We start from the raw sequence: 23,810 nt of genomic DNA, 5'->3' as shown, positions 1-23,810 counted from the left end.
GGCGGCTCAAGAGCGTTGCGTCCCGTCGGAGTCGACGGCGGCGTCGCCGTCGTCTTCGACCCCCGCCGCGTCGCCGTCCCCGGTCGCGGCGGACTGGGCGGCGCCTGCGGCCTCCGCGGCCGACGCCGCCGTCTGGGCGCTCCCCGCGGTCGACGCGGCCGCCTCGAACGACCGGATCGCGTCCGGGCGCCCGACGAGGTACGCCAGGTCGCCAGCGCCGAACGCGTAGTCGTGCGGCGGGATCGGCTGGACGGACCCCGCCGCCGGTCGGACCGCGGCGACGACGGCGCCGACCTCGCCGACGGTGCTCCCGTCGAGGTCGCTCCCGGCCGCGACCGTGACCGAGGCCATCGTCTCGTCCGCGCTCCGCAGCAGCGAGGCGAACTCGCGATCCGCCCGCGGCTCGGCGGGGAGCGTCACGAGCCGATAGCCGCCTTGGTCGGTCAGGCGTTCGGCGTCCGACTCGTCGAGCGCGACGGTGACCGCGTCGCCGGCGACGCCCCGCAGTTCGCCGGTCGCGACGCGCTCCGGCTCCGCGTCGTCGCGCCACAGCTGGACCGTGTCCCCGGCGGTGGCGTTGTTCGGCGGGTCGGCCGCCACCGCCACCGCCGCCGACTCCGGCGCGAGCGTCGGGCCGAGCCCGGCGGCGCGGGAGCCGACCGCGAAGTACTCGACCGACCCGTCCGCGTCGAGGTCGACGTCGACGTAGCCGACGCCGTACTCGTCTTTGAGCCGGGTGACGAGCCGTTCGCGGAGCGACTCCGGAGAGAGCTTCCGGGGGAAGAGCAGCGTCTTCTCGGCGATCTCGTCCTTCTTCTCCGGGGAGACGGGGTCGTACGTCTCCATGTCGCCGATCTCGTCGGCCGGTGGGAGCGTCACCGCCGTGAACCGCCCGACAGCGCGCACGACCCCGCTGAGTTCGCCGTCGAGCTGCTTGGCGCCGGAGAGCGCGAACACGTCGACCGCGAGCCTGTCGCCCGCGTATCGGCCGACGGGCGCCATCACCACTGCGACGCCGAGCGAGACGAGGTTGAAGAACACGCTCTCGGGCGCCAACAGGGTCGGATTATCGCCGATCGCGACCGACCCCAGCGAGGTCGTGTTGAGGTACAGCGCGACGACCGCGACGCCCAGCAGCCCGGTCACCCCTTCGGGGATCGCCGTTCGGAAGTACCAGCGGTAGGAGAGCGCCGCGCCCCCGGTCAGGAGGGCGGCGACGACCGCGAACGTGACGAGCGTGACGGCCGCCTGTCGCGGCCGCGCGAATCCGACCTCGACGGCGGCGAGGGGGACATCAGCGGCGGCGAGGGAGACGCCGACGGCGGCGACCGCACCGAGCGCGGGGCTCACGCGGCCACCTCCGCAAACCGGTCGAGCGCGTCGCGGCTCCCCACGACGAACAGGTCGTCGCCCGCCGACAGCGGCTGCGTCCCGTCGGGCGCGACGCGCCACGAGTCGTGACGGGCCGCGAGGACGGCCACGTCGTAGGCTTCGCGGACCTCGGCCTCGCCGATGGTGTGCCCGTCCAACGGTCCGCCGGCGGCGACGGTGACCTTGCGGAACCGCTTCCCCGCCCGCCGGAGCAGGGCCGTGAGCTCGTACTCGCGGCGGGTGCCTCGCGACAGCACCAGCACGCGCCCGCGGTCGGCGCGGAGGAGATCCGTCGCCTCGGAGCGGTCGACGGCGAGCGTCACCCGCCCCTCACCCCCGGTCGTCGTGGGCGCGGTCGCCGCCGGGGGCGAGGGAGCGTCCGTCTCCCCGCCGTCGGTTCGGAAGTCCTCCGAATCCGCGTCGTCGCCCGCGGGGGGAACCACAGTCGACGCCGCCCCGGCGCCCGGCTCCGGCTTCCCGCTCGACTGCGCGGCGATGACGGCGCCCTCGACGTCGATATCCGGCGTTATCACGCGAATGACGTCGCCGCGGGCGATCCCGGTCGGCACGAGCGCCGACACCGACACCGCGCGCTTCCCGGCGGGCACCCGCTTCGAGAGCGCGCCGGTCGGCGGGGCGGCCGACACCGTCGCGCGCGCCTGTTCGTCGATCCGGACCGACACGTCGGCCAGGTCGAACTCGGTGTGGAGCCGCTCCGCGAACCGGTCTTCCAGCTCCGCGAGCGGGAGGTCGGCCGGAAACGTCCAGTCGCCGTCGAGGATCGCGGCGCGCGTGTCCGCCGGCAGCGGCGGGTACCCCTCGATGTCGGTCACCTCGCCGGCGACCTCGACGGAGACGCGCCCGCGGCCGCCGACGAGCTCGATCACGTCCGTCGAGAGCGTGCGGTCGCGGAGCTGCTTGAGCGAGATCCGCTTGGGGGCGCTGGCGCCGAGGCGGTCCCCCTGCGCGTGGGCGTACAGCGAGATCATCAACACCACGACGATCGCCGTGAGGATCGCTGGCGCGCGCTCCGACGACCGAATCGTCTCGTCGTTGAGCGCGAGCAGGCCGCCGTTGACGCCGGCGATCGCGAGCGACAGCACGACCACTCCGAGCCCGGGGATCGTCACGTCGGTGACGTACTTGAACACGAAGCCGAGGGTCCCGGCCACCAGCGCGGGAACGATCCCGGTGATGACGCCGAGGTAGACGCCGAAGACGATCTCGACGGGCAGCGACATACGGCGTCCAATCCGCGGCGCGGTTAAACCAGTATCGGCGCGAGCGACGCGCGGAGCGCCCGTCGGATCGATTCCGCGGCGGCCTCGCGGGGTTTAAGTTCGGTCTCGGCGACCCGGGAACATGGAGCTGACCCGGGACTGGGTGACCGTTCGGGCGTCGATCCTCCTGACGTTCGCGGTCGCGGTGCTGTCGATCCTCGCCGGGCTAGCCCAGATCGGGGGGCTCGGCGTCGACGGGCCGCTCGCCCCGTACGTGCTCCCGGTCGTCCGCCAGACGGTCGGGTTCACCGGGACGATAACCGGCTTCGCGATGTTCGGGAGCGGGTTCGCGCTCCGGAACGGCTACCGGATCGGGTGGTACACCACGGCCGTGTTGCTGCCACTGACGGCCCTTCAGGGGCTGATGCAGGCCTCCGTCCTGTCGTTCCCGCTCGTGGCGCTGTCGCTCCTCTCCGTGCCGACGCTCGTGGTCAACCGGGGCCGGTTCGACCGGGACTTCAGGCCCTCGCCGACGCAGTTGGCCGCGGGCGCGGCGCTCGTGGGGGCGGTCGCGTACGGGACGCTCGGGTCGTACGCCCTCAGAGACCAGTTCGAGGGCATCGAGACGATCGTCGACGCCTTCTACTTCACCGTCGTCACCGCCTCGACGGTGGGGTACGGCGACGTCCACCCTGCGACCGGTCCCGCCTCCGACATCGCGCAGCTGTTCGCGCTCTCCTCGCTCGTGGTGAACGTCGCCGCCTTCGCGGTGGCGCTCGGGGTCCTCCTCACGCCCGCCATCGAGGCGCAGCTCTCCAAGGCGCTCGGAAAGATGACCGACAGACAGATCGACCTCCTCGACGACCACGTCCTCGTGCTCGGCTACGGGGACCTGACGGAACCGATACTCGAAGAGCTCGACGCCCGCGACGGCGTCGAGTACGCCGTGGTGACGCCGGACGAGACCGCCGCGAGGCGGCTCGCTGACCGCGACATCCCGGTGTACACCGCGGATCCCAGCGACGTCGGCCCGCTCGAACACGTGAACCTCGACGGGGCCCGGGCGGTCGTCGCCGCCACCGAAGACGACGCGCACGACGCGCTGGCCATCCTCACCGCCCGCCAGCTCAATCCCGACGTGCGCATCGTCGCGGCGGTGACGCAGCGGGAGAACGTCGACAAGCTCCGGCGCGCCGGCGCCGACCAGGTGATCTCGCCGACGACGCTCGGCGGGCACATCATCGTCGACTGCGCGTTCGGCGCGGACAGCAAGGACGCGACGGAGGGAATCATCGAGGACATCGACCTCGACGACTGAGCGACGCTCAGGAGAGACCGCGACCGCTCAGCGGCTCTGTCGGCCCTTCGTCTGCCGGTAGTCCCGGCTCAGGACGTTCTCGCGCATGTGGTCGCAGAAGGCGTCCGCCTCGGCGTCGCTCATCTCGCTCGGCTCTTTCATCGGCACGAGCTCGAACCCGCGTCCGCGAATCGTCGTCGCGTGTTCCGCGTCGACGTCGAACGAGTCGGGTCGGCGAGTCGTGTACTCGACCGCCAGCTCGCGGAGCGGTCGGTCGCCGACCGGCACGATGATCTGGGGGTTTATCATCCGGATCTCCGCGTTGAGGAAGGGCTCGCAGGTGTCGACCTCCCGGTCCGTCGGCTCGCGGTCGGGGTGGCGACACCGCGTGAGGTTCGTGAAGAAGAGGTTTTGTACGTCCGGTTCCGCGGCGTCCGGCGCCGACCGGACGAACCCGAGGTCGGCGAAGATCGACTGGACGCGTTCGCCGCCGCCCGCGCCGGTGAAGGGGACGCCGTTGCGCTCGGCGGCCTCCGTGGGGCCGGTCCCGACGACGAGGAACTCCGCGCCGACGTCGCCGTAGCCGTGAACGACGCGGTCGCGAGCGCCGCACAGCTCGGCGCAGTTCTCGCAGTCGGCGTCCATCGCGAACGGGTTCTCGAAATCCGTCTGATTCGCGTCCACGGTTGCTATGTGGGCTCCGCGTCCCTAAACGCTCCGCCGGGGAGGGCCGTACGAGGACGAGGCGGTGCGGAACGAGCGTGAAAAGCAGCGTGCGGCGGTGGCGCGGCCCGTTCAGTTCGGGACGTACCGGTCGCCGTCGCAGTCGACGAGTCCCTCGCTGCGGAGGGTCTTCAGGATGCTGTACAGGGAGAGCTTCTTCATCCCGAGCGACTCGCCCATCTCGGACACCGTGGCGTCGCCGTTCGTGGTCAGGTACAGGTACACGAGCTTGGCGCGGGGCGACTGGAGCTCCCGGGGCAGCGCGGGGGCCGCCGCGGACGCGGTCTCCGTCTCGATCATCTTGTCCGATATGACGGGTTCGACGATAATAAACCCCCTATTCAACGTTCGTCGAAACAGCGTGAATTGGTCTGAGAACGGCCCTGAAACTATTTTTCTCTTAAATCGGACCGATAACGTCGATCGACGAACGGCGAATCGACGCGTATCGACGCTCGGTTTCGACCGTCGACGGATAAGGAACCGTGAACGATCCGGATCGATCGGGCGAAACGATCCGGGGCCGCCGCCGGACGGATCGGGGACCGCGACCGGACCGGGCGAACTCCGGCCCAAGAGGTCGGAGCCGCGACGCGCCGCCGCGGGCGACCGAGCGTCCCGGGCGGTTCAGTACGACCGGCTCTTCGGCTCGTACGTCTTGTTCTCGCCCTCGAGGACGACCGGCTTGTACCACAGTTCCGGCTCGCCGTCGTTCCACGAGACGAGCGTGTGCTTCAGCCAGTCCTCGTCTTTGCGCTCCTGGTGCTCCTTGCGCCAGTGGGCGCCCCGGAACTCCTCGCGAGCGAGCGCGCCCATCGTCAGCGCCTCCGCGAGGTCCAAGATGTTCCGCGTCTCGATCGTGTGGATGAGGTCGGTGTTGAACGTCCGGGACGGGTCCGACACCGCGACGTCCTTGTACGCCTCGCGGGCCTCGCGGAGGTCGGCTAACGTCTCCTCAAGCCGGCCTTCCTCGCGGAACACGTTGACGTTGTCCGTCATCGTTTCCTGAACGGCGGAGCGGATCTCGGCGTGGTTGCGGCCCTTCCGCGAGAGCAGTTCGTCGACGCGCTCCTGCGCTCGGTCGACGGCGCCGCCGAGGACGCTCTCGGCGTCGGTCGCCACGGCGCCGCCGTCGGCCGCAGCCGTTCCCGAACCGCTCGTCTCGCCGACCTCGACACCGAACTCGTAGTCGGCGGGCTGCCAGTCGCCCGAGCGGCCGGTCTCGATCTCGGCCTCACCCATCTCCTCGCCGGCGGCGTGGCGGCCGGCGCGCTTGCCGAAGACGATGAGCTCCGGCAGCGCGTTACCGCCGAGGCGGTTCGCCCCGTGGACGGAGGCGCAGGCGCACTCGCCGGCGGCGTACAGCCCGTCGATGACGGTCTCGCCGAACTCGTTCGTCTCGATGCCGCCCATCGCGTAGTGCTGACCGGGCTTGACCGGCATCGGCTCCGTGAGCCCGTCGGCGCCCTCGAAGTCCTCCGCGAGGTGGAGGATGTTCTCCAGGCGGTCGAGGATGCGCTCCTCGCCGAGGTGGCGCATGTCGAGGTGAACGTACTCGTCCTCGATGCCGCGCCCCTCGTTGACCTCGGTCAGCTCGGCGCGGGAGACGACGTCGCGAGAGGCGAGCTCGCCGTCGTTGTTCGCGTAGCCGTGTTCGAACATGAACCGCTCGCCCTCGCTGTTGTAGAGGATTCCCCCCTCGCCGCGGACGCCCTCGGAGATGAGGACGCCGGTCGACGGCAGCGTCGTCGGGTGGAACTGGATGAACTCCATGTCCTCCATCGGGACGCCGGCTCGGTACGCCATCGCGACGCCGTCGCCGGTGTTCGCCACCGCGTTGGTGGTGTGGTCGAACACCTGCCCCATCCCGCCGGTCGCGAGGATGACGCCGTTCTCGGCGCGGAAGCCGCTTATCTCGCCGCTCTGGATGTCGTACGCGACGACACCGTGGCAGGTCCGCTCCGCGGGATCGTCCTCGTCGGTGACGGCCAGGTCCATCACGTGCCACTCGTCGTACACCGTGATCCCGCGTTTGACCACCTGCTCGTACATCGTGTGGAGCATCTGGTGGCCGGTCTCGGCGCCCGCGTACGTCGTGCGCGGGAAGGACAGGCCGCCGAACGGTCGCTGCGAGACGCGCCCGTCGTCCTCGCGGGAGAACGGCATCCCCCAGTGTTCGAGGCGGATGACCTCCTCGGGGCTCTCCTGACAGAGCGCCTCGACCGCGGGCGCGTCGCCGAGGTAGTCGGACCCCTTCATCGTGTCGTACGCGTGGTCCTGCCAGGAGTCGGCGTCGCGCAGCGCCGCGTTGATCCCGCCCTCTGCCGCGCCCGTGTGCGACCGGACGGGATGGAGCTTCGACACCATCGCCACGTCCGCGCCCGCTTCCTGTGCCGCGATCGCCGCCCGGAGTCCTGCCCCGCCGGCCCCGACGACGACGACATCGTGTTCGTGCATTGTTGGTATGTAATTTCGTAAGTTCCGAAGTCCCTTGATACTGTCTGTCGGGATTACCAGAACTTCAGATTGTTTTTGACCGCCTCGCGCTTCAGCTCCTGGATGTGCTCGGTGAGGGGGATGTCCTTCGGGCACACCTCCGTACAGGAGAACTGCGTCTGACACCGCCAGACGCCGTGCTCCTGCTCGATGATCTCTAAGCGCTTCTGTTTCATCTCCTCGCCCTCGCGCTCGTCCATCGCGAACCGGTACGCCTTGTTGATCGCGGCCGGCCCGAGGTACTCGTTGTCCCCCGCGGCGACGTTACACGAGGACATACACGCGCCACACCAGATACAGCGCGTGGACATCTTGATCTTCTCGCGGTTCTCCCGGTCCTGGCGCTGCTCTTCGAGCTCGCCGTCCGGGTACTCGTCCGTCTGGAAGTACGGCTCGACGGCCTCCATCTGCTCGTAGAAGTGCTCCATGTCGACAACGAGGTCCTTCGTCACCTCGGCGTGGGGGAGCGGCTCGACGCGGACCGGCTCCTCGAGGTCCGATATCTGCGTCTTACAGGCAAGCTTCTGGCCGCCGTTGACGAACATCGCGTCGGAGCCGCACACCGCCTGCCGGCAGGAGTGGCGGAACGTGAGCGAGGAGTCGTACGTGTCGCGCGCGTACATCAGCGCGTCGAGGACGGTCATCCCCTTCGTGAACGGGACGTGGAAGGTGTCGAACCGCGGCTCCTGTTTCCCCTCGACCTGCGGGTCATAGCGGAACACCTTCAGCTCGACCGTGCTCTCGTCGGCGGCCGCCTTCTCCGCTTCCTCCTCCTGTCGCTGCTGGCGGCGCTCGGCCGCGCGGCGCCGCTTCTCGGCGCGGCGCTCCTCGCCCTTCGAGGCCGGCTCCGTCTCGGTTTCGGCCTCGGTCGATTCCTCGGTCTGCTTCGGAATTTGCGTGCTCATTGTCGGTTCAGTAGAGTCCGATGCCCGCCCACGCGTTCGCGGTGCGGATTCCCTGCGCGATCAGCACGACGCTCGCGGCGACGAGCGTCCACTTGATCACTGTGCGTTTCGTGCCGGTGAGCCCCTGGTTGACCAGCGCGTTGTAGACGCCGTTGACCCCGTGGAACGTCGCTGTCACGAGGAAGAGGATCATCAGCGAGTAGTAGCTCAGCTGCTCCATCCGGCCGGAGCTGGCGAGGAACGACACCTCGTCGGCGTGGTGGACGAAGTGGAGCAGGAAGAAGTGGAACGCCAACACGACCAGCAGGAACACCGCCGTGATCCGCTGGAGCAGCCACATCCGGCCGCCCGACTGGAACGAGGAGTAGCGCTCGGCCATCTCAGAACGCCCCCGCGATGAACGTCGGCACGGACGCGACGGTGATCGCTCCGGTGAGGACCAGCGACGCGTAGAAGCTCTTGTCCTGTGCGTCCAACCCGATGCCGAGGTCGGTGAGGAGGAGCCGGGTGCCGTTGAGCATGTGGAAGACGGCGACCGCCAGCAGGCCGACCTCCAGGATGCGGACGAGCAGCAGCCCCTCCAGCGAGACGATCGTCTGCGTGTACACGTCGTTGCCCGCGGCGATCGCGGCTTCGCTGGCGCCGGCCGCCGGAATCCCCGTACTCAACACGGCGATGTGCGTGAACAGGTACCCGATGAGCACCCATCCGGTGAACTTGTGGAAGATCCACGCCCACATCCCCGCCTCGAACTCCCGCCAACGGCCGAAGTCCTCGATGAGGCCTCGATTGTACGACTGACTCATACCTAACGGTTCTGAACCGGGGTCGTATAGTAGTTACTAACACGGCGGGGCTCGCTCCCGGATCTCGGCGAGCGACGAACGCCCGCGAAACGGACGCAACGACCCGAAATGGCGGATTTTTGAACGCTCCGCGAGAGCCGGCTCGCGGCGGCGCGACGCCGTCGGACCGGCCCGTGAGACCGGGTTTCAGGGACCGCACCGTCACGGAAGCCTTTTATGTTCCACTCCCACTTTTTCGGTCGCAATGGCGAAAGGCGAAGTCGATTTCTTCAACGACACTGGCGGCTACGGTTTCATTTCGACTGACGACGCGGACGAGGACGTGTTCTTCCACATGGAGGACGTCGGCGGTCCGGACCTCGAAGAGGGTCAGGAAGTCGAGTTCGACATCGAGGAGGCGGACAAGGGTCCGCGCGCGTCGAACGTCACCCGTCTGTAAGTCGGCGACGACACCCGAGGCGAATCGGCTTTTCGACCGCTTTCACCCTTCGAGCGGCCGCTCCGGATCGCGGGCCACCGCGGGCGGTAGGCCCGGTCGGCGCCGACGGCGAGACGCCCGATCCGACCCCGACCGATAGGGATTTACCGCTCGTTGACTGACTAGTCAGTCAATGAGCGACGCGCCGAGCGCGGCGGAGGAGATCATGGACGGGGTGTACAGCGCCCTCCGCGCTCACGGGTACGCCGACCTGACGATGCAGGACATCGCCGACGAGTGTTCGAAGAGCAAGTCGCTGCTCCACTACCACTACGACACGAAGGAGGACCTGCTCGTCGCCTTCCTCGACTACGTCGTCACCGACTCGGAGGAGCGGATCGCGGCCCGCGCCGACGACCCGCCCGTCGAGCGGCTGGTCCAGTTCGTCGGGTGGTTCGTCTTCGCGCCCGACGAGGCCGACCGCGAGGCGTTCCACATCGCCCTGTTGGAGCTGCGCACGCAGGGACCGTTCAACGAGCGGATCCGCGAGCAGCTGGCGCGCAGCGACCGGCTGCTGCGGGGCACCGTCGCCGACATCCTCGGGGACGGGATCGATGCCGGCGTCTTCCGCGACGTCGACGCGGAGGAGACGGCGGCGCTGCTCGTGGCCACCCTCGACGGCGCCCGGACCAGACAGATCACCCTCGCCGGCGCCGAGCGCGACGACGACGCGGCCGGCTACACCCGCGAGGTCGCAGAGGCGACGCTCCGGCGGATCGTCGGCCCGCTGCTCGCGGAGGGCGTGGAACTGCCGCCGCTCGACGAGTCGATCGACGCGCTTCGGGGCGACGCCGACCCTGACGAATCGGTCGACGACGACGGAGCGGCCGGCAGGTCCACGGACCCCGGCGAATGAGCCGCTTCGGGTTCGAGCGACCGCCGCCGGTGCTGCTCGCGGTGATCGCGAGCACGTTCTTCGTCGGCTTCGGCGGCGGCGTCGTCTTCCCGATCCTCCCCAACCTCGGCGCAGTCCTCGGTATCTCCGCGTTCATGGTCGGCGCGATCCTCTCCGCGAACCGGTGGGTTCGACTCATCGCGAACGCGCCCGCCGGCGCCCTCGTCGACCGGTACGGGACCCGGACGCCGTTCGTCGCCGGGCTGTTCGTCGAGGGGGTCGCCACGCTCGGCTACGTCGTCGCGCTCGCGATGCCCCCCGCAGAGGCGCTCCGTCCACTCGCGGCCTCGCTCCCCGCGTTCGCCGTCGGCCCGTTGGTCGTCGGTCCCGAGCAGTGGTTCGCCCCGATCGGCGTCGCCGTCGCGCCCGAGACGTGGTTCCTGCTCGCGCGGGTCCTCTGGGGGCTCGGCTCCGCGGCGGTGTTCGCGACGGCGTACACCATTGCGGCCGACCTCTCCGACAGCGGTTCGCGGGGGACGAACATGGGGATCGTCCGCGGCGGGATCACGATGGGGTTCCCGGCCGGCCTCGTCCTCGGCGGCGTCGTCTCCGCGCTCGCGGGCAACGTCGCCGCCTTCGCCGTCGCCGCCGCCTTCGCGCTCACCGCGAGCGCGGTCGCCTACCGGTACGTCCCGGAGACGCACGTCACCGGCGACCGCTCCGACGACTCGATCAGGCCGTGGGAGATCGACACCGCCGTCCCGGCGCTGACGGTCGGGCTGGTCAACTTCGGACTGATGTTCGCGTACATCGGCGCGCTGTTCTCCACGCTCGTCTTGTTCCTCGGCGCGAACGACATCTCGCTGTTCGGTCTCGCCCCGCAGGGCACCTCCGGGCTGTTCATGGCCGGAACGGTCCTCTCGGCGGCGTTCTTCATGCTCGTCGGCGGACGCGTCTCCGACACCCGCGACTCCCGCACGCCGATCCTCCTGACCTTCCTCGTCGTCTCGTTCGTCGGGTTCCTGCTGCTCGCGCGGGCCGGCTCGGTCCTCTCCTTGGGTCTCGCCTGCGTTTTCATCGGCGCGGGACAGGGCGGGACGAGCGGCCCGATGATGGCGCTGCTCGCTGACCTCACCCCCGACGAGCGCATGGGGCGCGCCTCGGGAACGAACAACGTCCTCGGCGACGTGGGGGGCGGGCTCGGCCCCATGGTGTCGCTCCCCCTCATCGAGGCGGTCGGCTTCACGCCGATCTACGCCGCCTGCGCCGTCCTCCCGCTGCTGGCCGGCGTCGTCCTCCTCTTCGGAGTCCGACGGGAGACCGGGACGTTCCTGCCCGGGCAGGCCGCGGGCGAGGCCGGCGGGAACGACCCCGTCGCGACGGACGCGTAGCCGCGCTCGTCGCCGCCCGACCGGCGGGACGGGAACTCCTTCCGGCGGGGCGTCGGGACGCCGTATGCGAACCGCTATCGCCCCCTGCCCGAAAGAACAACCGTTAAAAGTCGGCGTCGGGTTCGTACGGACATGGCTGGAACTATCGAAGCGCTCGTCCCCGGTGGGCAGGCCAACCCCGGCCCGCCGCTCGGTCCCGAGCTCGGACCGACGCCGGTGGACGTTCAGGACGTCGTCGAGGAGATCAACGACGAGACCGCTGCCTTCGACGGCATGGAGGTGCCCGTCACCGTCGAGTACGACGACGACGGCTCCTTCACCATCGAGGTCGGCGTGCCGCCCACGGCGGAGCTCATCAAGGACGAGGCCGGCTTCGACACCGGCTCCGGCGAGCCGCAGGAGAACTTCGTCGCCGACATGTCGATCGAACAGGTGAAGAAGGTCGCCGAGCAGAAGTCGAGCGACCTGCTCGCGTACGACACGAAGGCCGCCGCCAAGGAGGTCGGCGGCACCTGCGCCTCCCTCGGCGTCACCATCGAGGGCGAGGACGCCAGGACGTTCGACGACCGCGTCGACGCCGGCGAGTACGACGACGTCCTCGACGAGTAACGCTTTTTTCCGGCTCTCCGCTTTCCGGCGCCGCTTTCGATTCCGACCCGTTACACCGCGGTCCGCGTCATCGGGGTGCGTGCCCTCCGCACCGTCCGGGTTCGGGCCGTCCGCGGAGGCGGCCACTTATGAGCGGACCGGACCGACACGTCGGTATGCCGGATCTCAACCCGATCGCGAAGCGGATCCACAACGTCCAGCCCCGACCGGTTCGGCTCGAACTCGACTCCGGCGAGACCGGCGTCTTCGAGTTCTCGTCGACGGAGTTCTTCCAGCGGGAGTTCCGCGGCGAGGGCGTCCGAACCGACGGCGACGCCGACGCCGAGTTCCGCCTGATCAGCTCCGAGGACTACGAGGACATCCTGCTCGGCCGCTCCGGACCCGACGAGGAGGGGTGGTCGATGGTCGGCGAGGTGGTCGCGGCCGAGCGCGCCGAGGGGTAGCCGGACCGCCTCGTCAGCGGAGCGCGCTCAGCGGACGACCGTGACGGGCACCTCGGCGCGGCGCACCACGCCCTCAGCGACGCTGCCGAGGAGGACCCGCGAGAGGCCGGTCCGGCCCCGGCTCGCCAGCACGAGGTGGTCGAACGGCTCGCCGTCCTCGCCGTCTTCGCCGACCGGCTTCTCGCCGCCCGCGACGCCGAGGATCGTCTTCGTCGGGCGGCCGACCTCCAGCCGCGTCTCGACATCCCGGTCGACTATCTCCGACACTTCGGCGAGGACCCGTTCGCCGCGCTGCTTGGCGCTCTCGTACCACTGGTCGGACGCGCCCGGGAACCCGCCGTCGGCGCCCGTCGCCGAGTCGGCGGGGTTGATCACGTGAAGGGCCGTGAGGTCGGCGTCCGGCCACTCGTCGGCCGCGAACCGCAGCGCCTCGGCCGCCTCTTCCGACCCGTCCACCGCGACGAGGATGCGCTTGCTCATACGCGGCGGTTCGACTGCTCCGGACAAAAAGGGCGGCGATGAGTTCGAGTCGGCGACAATTCACCGCGAGGCCGTAGGCCGGGACCGGGCGGCGGGGCAGTCGGTCGCGGAGCGCTCGCCGGCCGCGCGGCGCTCGTCTCAGTCGTGCCGCGTCACGCACTCCGAGAGGCCGATCAGCTCGACGGGCTCGGAGTTGTCCGGCGAGTAGACGACCATCTGCCCCTTCTCCATGTACGGCACCTTGCCGGCGAGGTTCGACGGGATGTTGACGCTGGAGATCGCGTCCTCGTCGCCGAGGTTCAAGACGATCTTCGTGTTCACCTGCTTGAACACCGACTCGGCCACGTCCTGGGGGTCCTGCGTGATCAGGAACAGGCCCAGCCGCTCCTTGCGGCCCTGCTTCGCGGCCTCCGTGAACTTCTGGACCACCTTCTGGGCCTGGACGTTGTCGGCGTCGGCGAGGAAGTTGTGCGCCTCGTCCATCCCGACGAGGAGCGGCGTCTCCTTGATCCGGTCGCTCTCCGGGTCGTTCGAGAGCTTGTCGTCGACGAGCAGCCCCGCGACCGCGAGGACAACGATCTCCTTCTGCCGGGAGGTCGGCAGGTGGTAGGTTGGGACGACCGAGAGCCCGCCGGGGCGCACGAGGGTGTGGTCCAGCTCCGTGATCGGCTTCGCGTCCTGATCGAAGATCCCGCTCGGGACCCCGCGGACCCGCCGTTTGACCGCGTCGAACGTCGCCTCGTGGATCCGACCGCTCTCGTGGAGCTCCTCTTTGAGCGCCGGGTCGTCGAGGTACGAGAGGAACTCGCTGTAGGTGCCCGCGTCGCCGTAGTTGTCGAAGAACCGGTTGATGAGGGTCAACAGCGCGGGGTACTGGTTGTCGTTGAGCCCGGAGCCGGCGACCAGCCACGGCATGTCCTTCGCCAGCGAGAAGGGGATCGTGAACTCGACGCGCTCGGCGCGGTGCCCCTCGCCGGGGTACGTCGCGTTCGCGACGCGGGGCACGAGGGCGACGGTGTCGTCGTGGCCCCCGTGGGCGATCCCCTCGCGTTCCAGCCGGCGCGCGAACGCGTCGTCGAGGTCGGGGTTGTCGTCGTGCATCTGCGCGTACTCGTCCTGCGGGTCGAACTGGACGACTGCCATTCGCGATTCGCGGCCGTCGCCCATCGGGTAGGTTCGGTCGGAGTTGAGGTACTGGCGGAGGACGTTCTTCGAGGCGTGGGTCTTCCCGGAACCGGTGCCGCCGGCGACGAGCGTGTGCCGGAACGCGAGCGGGTCGCCGTCGCCGTAGTCGTCCTTGACGCGGTAGTCGACCGTCGGGGGCTCCGCCGCGGTGCGGACCTTCTCGCCCCCGACGGAGAGGTGGCCGAGGAAGACGCCGTCGTCGGGGATCTTCAGCCCCGTCTTGATCTCGGCGTCGTCGTCGGCCTCCTCGACGACCGCGCCCGGCTTCGGCACGCGGTCCGTCATCCGGCGTTTCATCCCCTCGCCCTCGCCGTAGACGACGGACATCGGCTCCAGGTCGGCGACGAACTTGTAGTCGCGCTCGGCGAACTCGTCGCGGCGCATCTGCCGGCGGGCGTGGATCTCGGTCGCGTCGTCGGACTGGAACTCCTGCGCGTACTCCAGTCCCGTGATCCGACAGAACAGCCGCTCGCCGTCCGGGTACGGGATCAGGAGGTACTTTCCGAGCCGCACCGACTCGCGGTTGCCGGTCGTGACGAACGCCTTCAGCGACGTCTCGTCTTCCTCCTCGGCCACGCGGAGCCCCTGAGAGACCGACACGACGCCGAGCCCCGCGTCGCTGCCGGCCGGCGTCGCGTCGTAGGCGGCGAACGCCTCGTCTTCCGCGTCGCCGCGCGCGTCAGCGGTCCCGGCTTCGGTCGCCGAATCACCCCCCGCATCGGCCGCACTCCCGCCGTCGGCCGCCGAGGCAACCCCGCCGTCGGCCGTGGAGTCGCCTCCGCCGTCGGCCTCGCTCGGCGCGCCGCCGTCGCCGTCACCGTCTCCGGTGAACTCGGTGAAATCCTCCAGCGTCATGGCGTATCCACCGACCGCTGGGCCGAAAGCGTTTGCCCTCCCGCCGGGACGCACGGGAACCCCTCCCGCGGCGCCCTTATCCCGCTCGACCCCGTACCCGTGCCATGATACTCGTTCGCGGCAGCGGAGGCGGGACGGACCTCACCGGTACGGTGTTCGAGCGCGGCGAAGAGCCGCCGGCGTACAAGGGCGCGCCCGACGAGGACGCGCCGTACGTGTGGGTGTGCGACTCCTTCTACGAGGTCGAGAGCGGCGGCTCCCCGCTCGTCGTCGACGGCGAGGAGATCCGCGTCGCCTTCGAGGAGCCGATGCCCCGCGGGTTCGACACGCGCGACCAAGCGGTCGAGGCGGCCCGCGACCACGTCCGGACGCAGTTCGCGCGGATCGGCGTCGACCCCGACGAGGTCGACGTCGAGGTGACCGCGGCGGACCCCGCCTGAGTCTCGCCTCGCTTTTACCTGCCCCGCCTCGGTACGGGTCGGTATGTCCGAACCGTCGGAGGACTTCGACCCCGAGTCTCGGGAGGAGCGCGAGGTCGCCGCCGAGGCCGCCGGCGACCGGTCCGATTTCCTCTCGCTGATGGGCCACGCATACCGCGGCGAGCTCGGACGGACGAGCTCGTGGCGGACCCGCATCGACCGCACGACCAACTGGGCGGTCGTGGTGACCGCGTCCCTGCTCACGTGGACCTTCTCGAGCGCGTCGCGGCCGCACTACGTGCTGCTCATCGGGCTCGTCATGCTCAGCGTCTTCCTCGGCATCGAGACGCGTCGGTACCGCACCTTCGACGTGTGGCGGTCCCGCGTCCGGCTGCTGGAGGAGAACGTGTTCGCGAACGCCCTCGATCCGGAGGGCGTCGAGCAGTCGAACTGGCGGGCGCTGCTGAGCGAGGACCTCCGCGAGCCGACGATCAAGATGCCGGCCGTCGAGGCGGTCTCGCGGCGTCTCCGACGGGTGTACGCGCCGCTCGTCTCCGTCCTCGTCGCCGCGTGGGTCGTGCGGCTCACGGTGTTCACCGCCGCCGGAAACGGCGTCGTCGCAACGGCGTCGGTTGGGCCGATCCCCGGCGCGCTCGTGCTCGCGCTCGTCGGCGGGTTCTACGTCGTCGTGATCGCGCTGACGGTTCGGCGGGCGCCGAGACGAGCTAAAGGAGAGATGCAGGCCGCCGAGGACGCCGAGGAGTGGAAGTGAACCGGTACGGCCTCGCGAAGCCAGACGAGGCGATCCGCGACTCCCGCAACCCCTTTTCGCTCGGGGCACTACCGAACCGTATGACCGAGCTACCGGACCGCGTCGTGGGCGACGCGCGGACGAGCGACTTCGGGTGGAGCCTCCTCACGGACCTGACCGACATCGGGAACCGGATGGCGGGATCGACCGGGGAGCGGCGCGGCGCGGAGCGCGTCGTCGAGGCGTTCGAGGCGGCCGGCCTGCGGAACGCCGGGCTCGACGAGTTCGAGATCCCCGGCTGGTGGCGCGGCGACTCCTCGCTGTCGGTGTCGGGCGCGGTGGAGCGGCACCACGGGAACTCCCACGAGGTGATCGCGCTGCCCGGGACCCCGAGCGGCGAGGTGACGGCCCCCCTCGTCGACGTCGGCGACGGCACCGACGAGGAGTTCGCGGCCGCGGGCGAGGCGCTGGACGGCGCGGTCGCGATGGCCTCCTCTCGCACGCCGGAGAGCCACGACCGGTGGATCCACCGGATGGAGAAGTACGTCGCGGCGGCGGAACGCGGCGCGGTCGGGTTCGTCTTCCGGAACCACATCGAGGGGGCGCTCCCGCCCACCGGCGAGATCGGGTACCACAACCGACCGGGGCCGATCCCCGCCGTCGGCGTCTCGAAGGAGGTCGGCGACCGGCTCTCGCGGCTCGCCGAGACGGCCGCGGACGGCGACGGCGGAAGCGGCCGCGGCTCGGGAGCCGACCGCCCGACCGTCTCGCTCGACGTCGACTGCCGCAACGAGCCGACGACCTCGGTGAACGCGGTCGCGGAGGTCGGCCCGGACACCGAGGAGGCGGTGTACCTCACCGCCCACGTCGACGCCCACGACGTGAGCGACGGCGCCAACGACAACGGCGCGGGGTCGGCGCTCGTCGCGGAGGTCGGTCGCCTGCTCGCGACGGTCGAGGGCGACCTCGACACGCGGGTGCGCCTCGTCACCTTCGGCTCGGAGGAGATCGGGCTGTGGGGGGCATACCACTCGGCGGAGACGACCCCGAAGGAGGATATCGCCTGCGTGGTGAACCTCGACGGCGCGTGTAGCTCGCGGAACCTCCGCGTGGGGACGAACGGGTTCGACGGGATGCGCGAGCCGTTCGAGGCGGTCGCGGACGCGTTCGATGCCCCCCTGACGACCGGCGAGACGATCTCGCCCCACGGCGACCAGTGGGCGTTCGTTCAGGAGGGAATCCCGGCCGTGATGGCGTCGACGACGAGCGACCAGTCAGGGCGCGGCTGGGGCCACACTCACGCCGACACCCTCGACAAGCTCGACTCCCGCGACCTCCGCGAGGTGGCGACGCTCGTGACCGCGGCCGTCTACCGGTTCGCGACGGGTGACGTGGCGGCGGACCACCGATCGCGGGAGTCGATCCGCGACGCCATCGACGAGGGGTACGTCGAGGAGCTGAAGACGGGCGGGCGGTGGCCCTACGACGGGTAAGCCCGGGAGGTCGACGAAAGACACCCGGCAGAGGCCGGCGTCGAGTCCGGACCGCGCGCCGCGTCAGTCGAGCGCCGAGGCGCGGGCCGCCGCGAACGGGACCAGCATCTCCGCCGGGTTGAGCCCGCCGTGCATCCCGACGTACGACAGTTTCTCCGGCTCGACGTCGCCGAACCACACTCCCGAGTCGCGGTGCGTGACGATCAGGTCGCCGCAGCGCCGTCGGAACCGGTCTGAGACCGGGCGGTCGCCGAAGAGGTCGCGGTCGATCGCCTCCCGCCGGGTGAACGTCCGCGCGTCGTGGTCCGAGAGCGCTCGCCGCGCGTCCGGGACCGTTCCCGGTCGCAGGTGGAGGTGAACGTTGCGGGGGCTGCCGGACATCTTGACCGGCGTGCCGTCGGCGTGCCGTCGGAGGTTCCCCGTCACCGCCTCGTTCGCCGAGAGGTCGAGATTGGCGTCGGGGTCCGTGTTCACGTGGCCGTGGTCGGCCGTCACGAGCAGCAGCGTCCGCTCCGCGGTCCGCCGATCGACCCGCCGCAGAGCGGCGGTAACCTGCTCGCAGACGGTCGCCACCGTCTCGCCGTACGCCCGGCCGTCGGTGCCTTCGGCGTGGGAGACGTGGTCGACGTGCGGCACGTACGCGTAGACGTATCCGGGGTCGCCGCTCGCCGCGACCGCCGCCGACAGGCGCTCGCCGAACGAACCGAGGCCGTCGTAGACGTGCTGGGTCACGTCCTCGCCGCCGGCGTCGAACGGCTGGAGGCGGTGACAGTCGACCCCCGCGTCGCGCATCCGAGCGTAGAGCGACTCGCATCCGACGACCGACCCCTCGGGGACTCGCTCCGCCGCCGCGCCCGATTTCACATCCCCCCCCCGAGCGGCAGGAAGGCCGTGTCCAACCGGGGGTCGTAGATGTTCCACCCGACGCACCCGTGTTCGCACGGGAGTCGCCCCGTCTCGAGCGTGGTGATCGCCGCCGCGGTCTCGGACGGGTAGACCGAGGTGAGCGGGGTCACCGTTCCCGCCTCGGTGAGCCGGTCGAGGAGGCCACACCGTGGACGGTGGCGCTTCCAGCCGTCGAGGCCGAACCCGTCGACGAGGAGGAGGACGACCGTGTCCACGTCCGTCTCGACGCCGTCGAACACGTCGCTCGGGAGGGCGCGGCGGCCGCCGGCGTCGAGCACCGATCGGACGGTGTCCGGGACGTTCCCGAAGCAGTAGTCCTCGTACGCCGGGAAGAGGTAGCCGTCGCGCTGCTGACGGTCTCGAAGGACCCGCTCGATATCGTCTCGAAACACGGTAGCGGTCGTAGAGAGGTCCCGACCCCCTCCGGGCGGATCGTTTCTTAACCTGTCGTGAGCGTCTCGTCGGTCCTCGGCGAGCGCCTCTCGGCGTGGCCGCGAGGGGGCCGGCGGGGCGGGGCGCCGGCCCCGAGTCCGGCGCGGCGGCTCGCGGACGGCTCGTCAGCTCGCCGCTCGGCTCACTCCTCGTCGGAACCGTCGCAGACGCCGAGCGGGAGCGACTCGGGGGCGTCGCCGTCCGCGTCGAGGCCGGCGTACGCGTCGTCGATGAGCCGGGCTAACTGCGTCTCGGGGCTCACGCCGCGGGCGGCGGCGAGGGCCGCGAGCCGCTCGTACTGCTCGTCCGGCACGGTCACCGTTCCCTCGTCCATACGCGGCGCTCCGTCCCGAAGCTACAAAAGCGTTGGTCCGGCCCCGCTCGCGGGCGATCAGTCCGGCTCACGGCGAGTCGGTCCGGTCTCCCCCGTACGCGGCGTCGACCGGCTCGCCCTCCGCGAAGCGATCGAACAGCGCGTTCATCACCGACGACTCGGCGCGAGAGAGGTGCTCCCAGACGGTCGTCGAGCCGAGGCCGAGTTCGGCGGCGACCTCCTCGACGCCCACGCCGCCGCCGTGGTCGTAGTAGCCCGCGGCGATCGCGGTGGCGAGGACCTCGCGCTGCCTGTCGGTGAGCCCGTCGAGGAGGCCGGACGCGGGGAGCTGCGGCGAGCGCTCGATGGACGCGAGCTCCACGTTCCGCGCCAGTTCCACCTCGTTCCCGCCGCGTTCGAGCTCGCGCATCACCGCCGAGAGGTCGTCGTCGTCCTCCAGGTACGCCGTCCAGCGCTCGACGCCGCCGGAGATGGTCGTCCCCGTCCGGTAGTGGATCCCCAGCCGCGAGAACCGCTCGCCGATCCCGTCCCAGTCGGCGGCCGAGACGTCGATCGTCAGTGCGACGTAGGCGTGGGCGCCCTCGATCGGCGCGAGCGGCTCGGCCGACACGATCAGGTCGAACTCGCGGAAGTCCTCGACGAACGCCGCGATCTCCGCCGCCGGACCGGTGAGCTCGGCGATCCGCTTGCGCTCGGACCCGCTGCCGGTCATCGAAGAGACGGACCGGTACCGCACCTCCGGGTGGCGCGCGCTCACCTCGCACTCCGGCTCCCCCGCGTGGTGGATCCGGAACGTCACTTCCCGCATGGCCGATTCGAGGTCGCCGAGGTTCAAACGGGTTCCGGACCGGTCGCGAGCCGTCCTCGTCGGTGGCGGTGCGTCGTCGGTGGCGGCGCGTCGTCGGTGGCGGCGCGTCGGCGGTGGCGGCGCGTCGGCGGTGGCGGCGCGTCGGCGGTGGCGGTGCGTCGTCGGTGGCGGCGCGTCGGCGGTGGCGGCGCGTCGGCGGTGGCGGCGCATCGGCGGTGGCGGCGCGTCGGCGGCGCGGGCGCGGTCAGTCGCTGCGCCCCATCGCGTAGAACTCGTCGTTCGGACGCATGTCCGCGACGGTCGCCATGCGGTTGGAGAGGTTGAAGAAAGCCGCCACGGAGGCGATGTCCCACACTTCCTCCGGGGAGAAGCCGGCGTCTCGGAGCCGCTGTACGTCCTCGTCAGTCACGGCCTCGGGCGACTCGGTGAGCGTGACGGCGAAGTCGAGCATCGCCATGTGGTGGTCGGAGACGTCGGCCTGCCTGTGGTTCGTGGCGAGCTGGTCGGCGAGCTTCGGCGCGCCCGCGTAGATCCGACAGAGCGCGCCGTGGCCGACCACGCAGTAGAGGCAGTCGTTCGCGCCCGACACCGCGACGACGATCATCTCGACCTCCTCCCGAGCCAGCGGCGTGTCGGACACGAGCGCGTCGTGGTACGCGAAGAACGCCCGAAAGTGGCTGGGCTTGTACGCGAACGCCGAGAACACGTTCGGCGTGAATCCGGTGTCTTCCGTCTCCTCGTCGATGCGGTCGCGGAGGTCCTCGGGGAGATCCTCGTAGTCGGGCACGGGGAACCGTCGCATCGCGTCCTCGTTCATACCCCCAAGCGCGCGCCGTGACCACAAAGCCGTTCCCCCGGACTACCCATCGCTTCGCCGCTCTCCAACGTCTCGAACGGTCTCGTCGACCTGGGCGGTTGATTTATGCGGGGGCGTGCCGTGCGTTGGCACACGCATGCCCGACCCGAGCGACGCCGGTCCGGGAGCCGGCGACAGTGACCGCCGGCCGGCGCCGAGTTCGGGAGAGGCAGACCGGACGGCGGTCGTGGAGCGGCTGTACGGCGAGGTCCCCTTCCACCGTCGGCACGACCTGGAGGTGCTCGCCGTGACACCCGAGCGCGCCAGCGTCAAGCTGCCGTTCGATCCCGGACTCGTGGGCAACCCCGACCTCGGCGCGGTCCACGGGGGCGTCGTGAGCGCGCTCGTTGACCTCGCCGGCGCCGCCGTTTTCGTCGGCGGGCGCGAGGCGTTCACGCCCACCATCGACCTCCGCGTGAACTACCTCGAGGCCGCCGGCCGGGAGCCGCTGTACGCGACGGCAACGGTTGACCGCCGCGGCGCCGACATCGGCGTGGCGAGCGTCGAAGTCGAGTCCGGGGACGCCGTCTGCGCGACCGGCACGGGCGTCTACAAGCTCACCGATGACTGAGTTCCCCGTCGACGGCGTCGTGGACACGCACGTCCACCTGATGCCCGAGCGGCTGATGGCCGCCATCCGAGAGGCGCTGGGCGAGGCCGCGGGCTGGACGTTCGACCACCCGACCGACCGCGACCGGATGGAAGCGGCACTGACCGCCGCCGGCGTCGAGCGGTACGTCGCGCTCCCGTACGCCTCGCGCCCGGGGACGGCGGGCGACCTCAACGAGTGGGTGATCGAGGCTGCCGCGGACTCCGAGATGGCGGTCCCGTTCGCCAACGTCCACGCCGGCGACGACGACCCGGGGACCGTCGTCGCGGACGCCCTCGACGCCGGGGCCCGCGGCCTGAAGCTCCAGTTGCCGGTCCAGGGGTTCGCGGCCGACGACCCGCGGCTCGACCCCGCCTACGAGGCCGTCGCCGCCCGCGACGTGCCGGTCCTGCTCCACGCCGGGACGGCGCCGATGTTCGAGGACAGCCCCCACGTCGGCGTCGAGCGCTTCGAGTCGTTCCTCGCCTCCTACCCGGACGTGCGGGTGTGCGCCGCGCACATGGGGACGTACGAGGTGGACGCGTTCGTCGAACTCGCCCGCGACAACGGCAACGTCTTCCTCGACACCACCTTCGCCATGTCGAGCGTGGCCGAGACGTACATGGAGTTCGACCCGGCGACGGTCGCCGACGAGACGCTGATCGAGCTCTCGGAGTCGGTCATGTACGGCTCCGACTACCCGAACATTCCGTATCCGTACGCCCGGGAACGAGAGCACCTGCTTGCGCGGGATCTCCCGGTCGAAGCGCAACGGAACATGTTCTCTCGGACCGCGCGCCGCTTCCTCGACGGCGACTGAGCGACGATGCCGCCTCCTCGACGGCGACTGAGCGACGCCGATGCTCGCCGGGCCCTTAGTACCGCTCGTCCACGACGCCGGGCTCGTCGAGGTCGGCGACCAGTTCGACGGCGTCCGGGGTCACGATGAGGCGGTCGCCGAGCGCCGCGCGCAGTTCGTCGGCGTCGGCCTCGCCCTCGCAGATCACGACGAGGCGGTCGGTGGTCTCGGGCTGGGACACTTCGACGCGGTACTCTCCGGTCAGTCCGTCGAAGCCGGCGAGCACCGTCTCGATGCTCTCCGGGTACACCTTCACGCCCTTGACCTTCAGCCGCTCGTCCGTGCGGCCGATGACGCCGTCGGGCAGCACGACCGTCCCGTCCCGGACCGCGAGTTCGGCGAGGTCGCCGGTCCGGTAGCGCACAAGGGGAACCCCCGCTTTCCTGAGGTGCGTCACGACGACCTCCCCACGCTTGCCGGCGTCCAGCACCTCGCCGGTGTCCGGGTCGACGACCTCCACCACCGCGTAGTCGTCGACGACGCGGAGGCCGTCCTCGGCCGCGGTCTCGGCCGCGACGGGCATGATGTGCCGCGTACCGAAGTAGTCCACCGCGGTCGAGGCGTCGAGCGCGTCCTTGACCGCCTCGCGGCGGCCGGGGATCGACGTGAACGGCTCGCCCGCGCCGACGAACGTGTCGACCGAGCCGCCCTCGGCGCCGATCTTCAGCGCGAAGCTCGGGTTGCCCACGACGGCGTCCACGTCGTACGCCTCGATGGTGGCGGCGGCCTGCTCGGAGTCGCCGGGGCCGAGCGGGAACACCTCCGCGCCGAGGCGTTCGAGCGCCCGATGGAGCACGTACCCGGTGCCGAACAGCTCGTAACCGAACGTGTTGACGACGCGGTCGCCGGGCTCGACGCCGGCGCGTTCGAGCACGTCCGCGTTGGCGGCGGCCTGGGCCTCGAGGTCGTCGGCCGTGTCGAACACCGGTCGCAGCTGCTCGCCCATCGGCGAGAACGTGACCATGGCTGCGCCGTCGTACAGCGACCCGCTCGGCGGCGCGGCCTCGAAGTCGGCCTCAAGCTCCCCCGCCGTGGTGAACGGGAGCGACCGGAAGTCGGCCCACGAGTCAACCGCCGTCGGGTCGACGCCCGCGTCCGCGAACTTCTCGGCGTAGAAGTCGCGGTCGGCGACCCGCTCCAACTGCTCCCCGACCGCAGCCAGTGTGCTGTCGTCGTACATCGCGTTAACACACGAAAAACTGGCACATAAATCTCCGTCACGGGCGCGGCGTCGAAGTCGACCGCGTCAGATCAGACGGATCGCGTCAG

27 protein-coding genes are annotated in these 23,810 nt (G+C 70.6%); 11 read left to right on the top strand and 16 right to left on the bottom strand.

Annotated elements, in window-relative coordinates; all coding sequences use genetic code 11:
• Window positions 1-6 precede the first annotated feature (6 nt).
• Together EXE41_RS02195 and EXE41_RS02190 are read right to left on the bottom strand one after the other, a co-directional pair.
• Window positions 7-1,350 (bottom strand): potassium transporter TrkA, encoded by a 1,344-nt coding sequence (locus EXE41_RS02195; protein WP_094580011.1) that lies wholly within the window; start codon window positions 1,348-1,350, stop codon window positions 7-9.
• Window positions 1,347-2,612, bottom strand: coding sequence for a potassium channel family protein (locus EXE41_RS02190; protein ID WP_137690182.1), 1,266 nt, complete (start codon window positions 2,610-2,612; stop codon window positions 1,347-1,349). The genes EXE41_RS02195 and EXE41_RS02190 overlap by 4 nt, the downstream gene beginning before the upstream one ends.
• 121 nt (window positions 2,613-2,733) lie before the next feature.
• Here EXE41_RS02190 and EXE41_RS02185 point away from each other — a divergent pair, with 121 nt between their 5' ends.
• Complete coding sequence (locus EXE41_RS02185; protein WP_137690181.1) at window positions 2,734-3,909, top strand: NAD-binding protein; 1,176 nt, start codon at window positions 2,734-2,736, stop codon at window positions 3,907-3,909.
• A gap of 27 nt (window positions 3,910-3,936) precedes the next feature.
• On the opposite strand, the gene EXE41_RS02180 is transcribed toward EXE41_RS02185, so the two are convergent.
• From EXE41_RS02180 to sdhC, 6 genes are all read right to left on the bottom strand, one after another.
• Window positions 3,937-4,572 (bottom strand): uracil-DNA glycosylase family protein, encoded by a 636-nt coding sequence (locus tag EXE41_RS02180; protein ID WP_049930561.1) that lies wholly within the window; start codon window positions 4,570-4,572, stop codon window positions 3,937-3,939.
• A 111-nt stretch (window positions 4,573-4,683) separates the two neighbouring features.
• Window positions 4,684-4,911, bottom strand: a complete 228-nt coding sequence (locus EXE41_RS02175; RefSeq protein ID WP_086215536.1) for a helix-turn-helix domain-containing protein — start codon at window positions 4,909-4,911, stop codon at window positions 4,684-4,686.
• 327 nt (window positions 4,912-5,238) lie between these two features.
• A complete protein-coding gene (locus EXE41_RS02170) occupies window positions 5,239-7,068 on the bottom strand; it encodes an FAD-binding protein (RefSeq protein ID WP_049930559.1) in 1,830 nt (609 codons plus the stop codon).
• 53 nt (window positions 7,069-7,121) lie between these two features.
• On the bottom strand, window positions 7,122-8,012 hold the full coding sequence (locus EXE41_RS02165; RefSeq protein ID WP_089308217.1) for a succinate dehydrogenase/fumarate reductase iron-sulfur subunit: 891 nt from the start codon (window positions 8,010-8,012) through the stop codon (window positions 7,122-7,124).
• A gap of 7 nt (window positions 8,013-8,019) precedes the next feature.
• Window positions 8,020-8,391 (bottom strand): succinate dehydrogenase hydrophobic membrane anchor subunit, encoded by a 372-nt coding sequence (locus EXE41_RS02160; RefSeq protein ID WP_049930555.1) that lies wholly within the window; start codon window positions 8,389-8,391, stop codon window positions 8,020-8,022.
• Window position 8,392: 1 nt separating this feature from the next.
• Window positions 8,393-8,818 (bottom strand): succinate dehydrogenase, cytochrome b556 subunit, encoded by a 426-nt coding sequence (sdhC, locus tag EXE41_RS02155; protein WP_049930554.1) that lies wholly within the window; start codon window positions 8,816-8,818, stop codon window positions 8,393-8,395.
• 244 nt (window positions 8,819-9,062) lie between these two features.
• Here sdhC and EXE41_RS02150 point away from each other — a divergent pair, with 244 nt between their 5' ends.
• The 5 genes from EXE41_RS02150 (at window position 9,063) to EXE41_RS02130 (ending at window position 12,574) form a co-directional block, all read left to right on the top strand.
• Entirely contained in the window at window positions 9,063-9,257 is a 195-nt protein-coding gene (locus EXE41_RS02150) for a cold-shock protein (RefSeq protein ID WP_004596869.1), read from the top strand.
• A gap of 172 nt (window positions 9,258-9,429) precedes the next feature.
• Window positions 9,430-10,152 (top strand): TetR/AcrR family transcriptional regulator, encoded by a 723-nt coding sequence (locus EXE41_RS02145; RefSeq protein WP_137690180.1) that lies wholly within the window; start codon window positions 9,430-9,432, stop codon window positions 10,150-10,152.
• Window positions 10,149-11,522, top strand: a complete 1,374-nt coding sequence (locus tag EXE41_RS02140) for an MFS transporter (protein ID WP_137690179.1) — start codon at window positions 10,149-10,151, stop codon at window positions 11,520-11,522. The genes EXE41_RS02145 and EXE41_RS02140 overlap by 4 nt, the downstream gene beginning before the upstream one ends.
• Window positions 11,523-11,654: 132 nt before the next feature.
• Window positions 11,655-12,131, top strand: coding sequence for a 50S ribosomal protein L11 (locus EXE41_RS02135; RefSeq protein ID WP_049930549.1), 477 nt, complete (start codon window positions 11,655-11,657; stop codon window positions 12,129-12,131).
• 155 nt (window positions 12,132-12,286) lie between these two features.
• Entirely contained in the window at window positions 12,287-12,574 is a 288-nt protein-coding gene (locus EXE41_RS02130; RefSeq protein WP_049930547.1) for a hypothetical protein, read from the top strand.
• A gap of 27 nt (window positions 12,575-12,601) precedes the next feature.
• Here EXE41_RS02130 and EXE41_RS02125 read toward each other — a convergent pair whose 3' ends face one another.
• Both EXE41_RS02125 and EXE41_RS02120 read right to left on the bottom strand, forming a co-directional pair.
• On the bottom strand, window positions 12,602-13,054 hold the full coding sequence (locus EXE41_RS02125; RefSeq protein WP_049930546.1) for a universal stress protein: 453 nt from the start codon (window positions 13,052-13,054) through the stop codon (window positions 12,602-12,604).
• A 138-nt stretch (window positions 13,055-13,192) separates the two neighbouring features.
• Window positions 13,193-15,094 carry an ATP-binding protein gene (locus tag EXE41_RS02120; protein ID WP_137690178.1) on the bottom strand — a complete coding sequence of 634 codons (1,902 nt, stop codon included), beginning with the start codon at window positions 15,092-15,094 and terminating at the stop codon, window positions 13,193-13,195.
• A 104-nt stretch (window positions 15,095-15,198) separates the two neighbouring features.
• Here EXE41_RS02120 and EXE41_RS02115 point away from each other — a divergent pair, with 104 nt between their 5' ends.
• The 3 genes from EXE41_RS02115 (at window position 15,199) to EXE41_RS02105 (ending at window position 17,757) form a co-directional block, all read left to right on the top strand.
• On the top strand, window positions 15,199-15,534 hold the full coding sequence (locus EXE41_RS02115) for a hypothetical protein (protein WP_086215542.1): 336 nt from the start codon (window positions 15,199-15,201) through the stop codon (window positions 15,532-15,534).
• Window positions 15,535-15,577: 43 nt separating this feature from the next.
• Window positions 15,578-16,285, top strand: a complete 708-nt coding sequence (locus EXE41_RS02110) for a DUF2270 domain-containing protein (protein WP_049930541.1) — start codon at window positions 15,578-15,580, stop codon at window positions 16,283-16,285.
• Between the two features lie 80 nt (window positions 16,286-16,365).
• Window positions 16,366-17,757: a M28 family peptidase gene (locus tag EXE41_RS02105; protein WP_086215543.1), complete on the top strand. Its 1,392-nt coding sequence runs from the start codon at window positions 16,366-16,368 to the stop codon at window positions 17,755-17,757.
• Window positions 17,758-17,820: 63 nt separating this feature from the next.
• Here EXE41_RS02105 and EXE41_RS19195 read toward each other — a convergent pair whose 3' ends face one another.
• The 5 genes from EXE41_RS19195 to EXE41_RS02085 form a co-directional block, all read right to left on the bottom strand.
• On the bottom strand, window positions 17,821-18,621 hold the full coding sequence (locus tag EXE41_RS19195) for an alkaline phosphatase family protein (RefSeq protein WP_094552785.1): 801 nt from the start codon (window positions 18,619-18,621) through the stop codon (window positions 17,821-17,823).
• Window positions 18,618-19,055 carry an alkaline phosphatase family protein gene (locus tag EXE41_RS19190; protein ID WP_199240850.1) on the bottom strand — a complete coding sequence of 146 codons (438 nt, stop codon included), beginning with the start codon at window positions 19,053-19,055 and terminating at the stop codon, window positions 18,618-18,620. The genes EXE41_RS19195 and EXE41_RS19190 overlap by 4 nt, the downstream gene beginning before the upstream one ends.
• Before the next feature lie 182 nt (window positions 19,056-19,237).
• A complete protein-coding gene (locus tag EXE41_RS02095) occupies window positions 19,238-19,429 on the bottom strand; it encodes a hypothetical protein (RefSeq protein WP_049930539.1) in 192 nt (63 codons plus the stop codon).
• 67 nt (window positions 19,430-19,496) lie between these two features.
• On the bottom strand, window positions 19,497-20,237 hold the full coding sequence (locus EXE41_RS02090; RefSeq protein WP_086215544.1) for a helix-turn-helix domain-containing protein: 741 nt from the start codon (window positions 20,235-20,237) through the stop codon (window positions 19,497-19,499).
• Window positions 20,238-20,481: 244 nt separating this feature from the next.
• Window positions 20,482-21,054 (bottom strand): peroxidase-related enzyme, encoded by a 573-nt coding sequence (locus tag EXE41_RS02085; protein ID WP_086215545.1) that lies wholly within the window; start codon window positions 21,052-21,054, stop codon window positions 20,482-20,484.
• A gap of 136 nt (window positions 21,055-21,190) precedes the next feature.
• Here EXE41_RS02085 and EXE41_RS02080 point away from each other — a divergent pair, with 136 nt between their 5' ends.
• Both EXE41_RS02080 and EXE41_RS02075 read left to right on the top strand, forming a co-directional pair.
• The gene (locus EXE41_RS02080; RefSeq protein ID WP_086215546.1) at window positions 21,191-21,664 is read left to right on the top strand and encodes a PaaI family thioesterase; all 474 of its coding nucleotides are present in this window, start codon (window positions 21,191-21,193) and stop codon (window positions 21,662-21,664) included.
• A complete protein-coding gene (locus EXE41_RS02075) occupies window positions 21,657-22,502 on the top strand; it encodes an amidohydrolase family protein (RefSeq protein ID WP_137690177.1) in 846 nt (281 codons plus the stop codon). Before EXE41_RS02080 ends, EXE41_RS02075 begins: the two co-directional genes overlap by 8 nt.
• A 55-nt stretch (window positions 22,503-22,557) precedes the next feature.
• Here the strand turns inward: EXE41_RS02075 and EXE41_RS02070 are convergent, their stop codons facing one another.
• Window positions 22,558-23,721: a phenylacetate--CoA ligase family protein gene (locus tag EXE41_RS02070; protein ID WP_137690176.1), complete on the bottom strand. Its 1,164-nt coding sequence runs from the start codon at window positions 23,719-23,721 to the stop codon at window positions 22,558-22,560.
• Window positions 23,722-23,810 lie beyond the last annotated feature (89 nt).

Origin of the sequence: Halorubrum sp. SD690R, from assembly GCF_005435035.1 — an archaeon.
Classification (GTDB): Archaea; Halobacteriota; Halobacteria; order Halobacteriales; family Haloferacaceae; genus Halorubrum; species Halorubrum ezzemoulense.
Note: the sequence above shows the minus strand (reverse complement) of the source record. Positions and strands in the feature narration are given on the sequence as shown.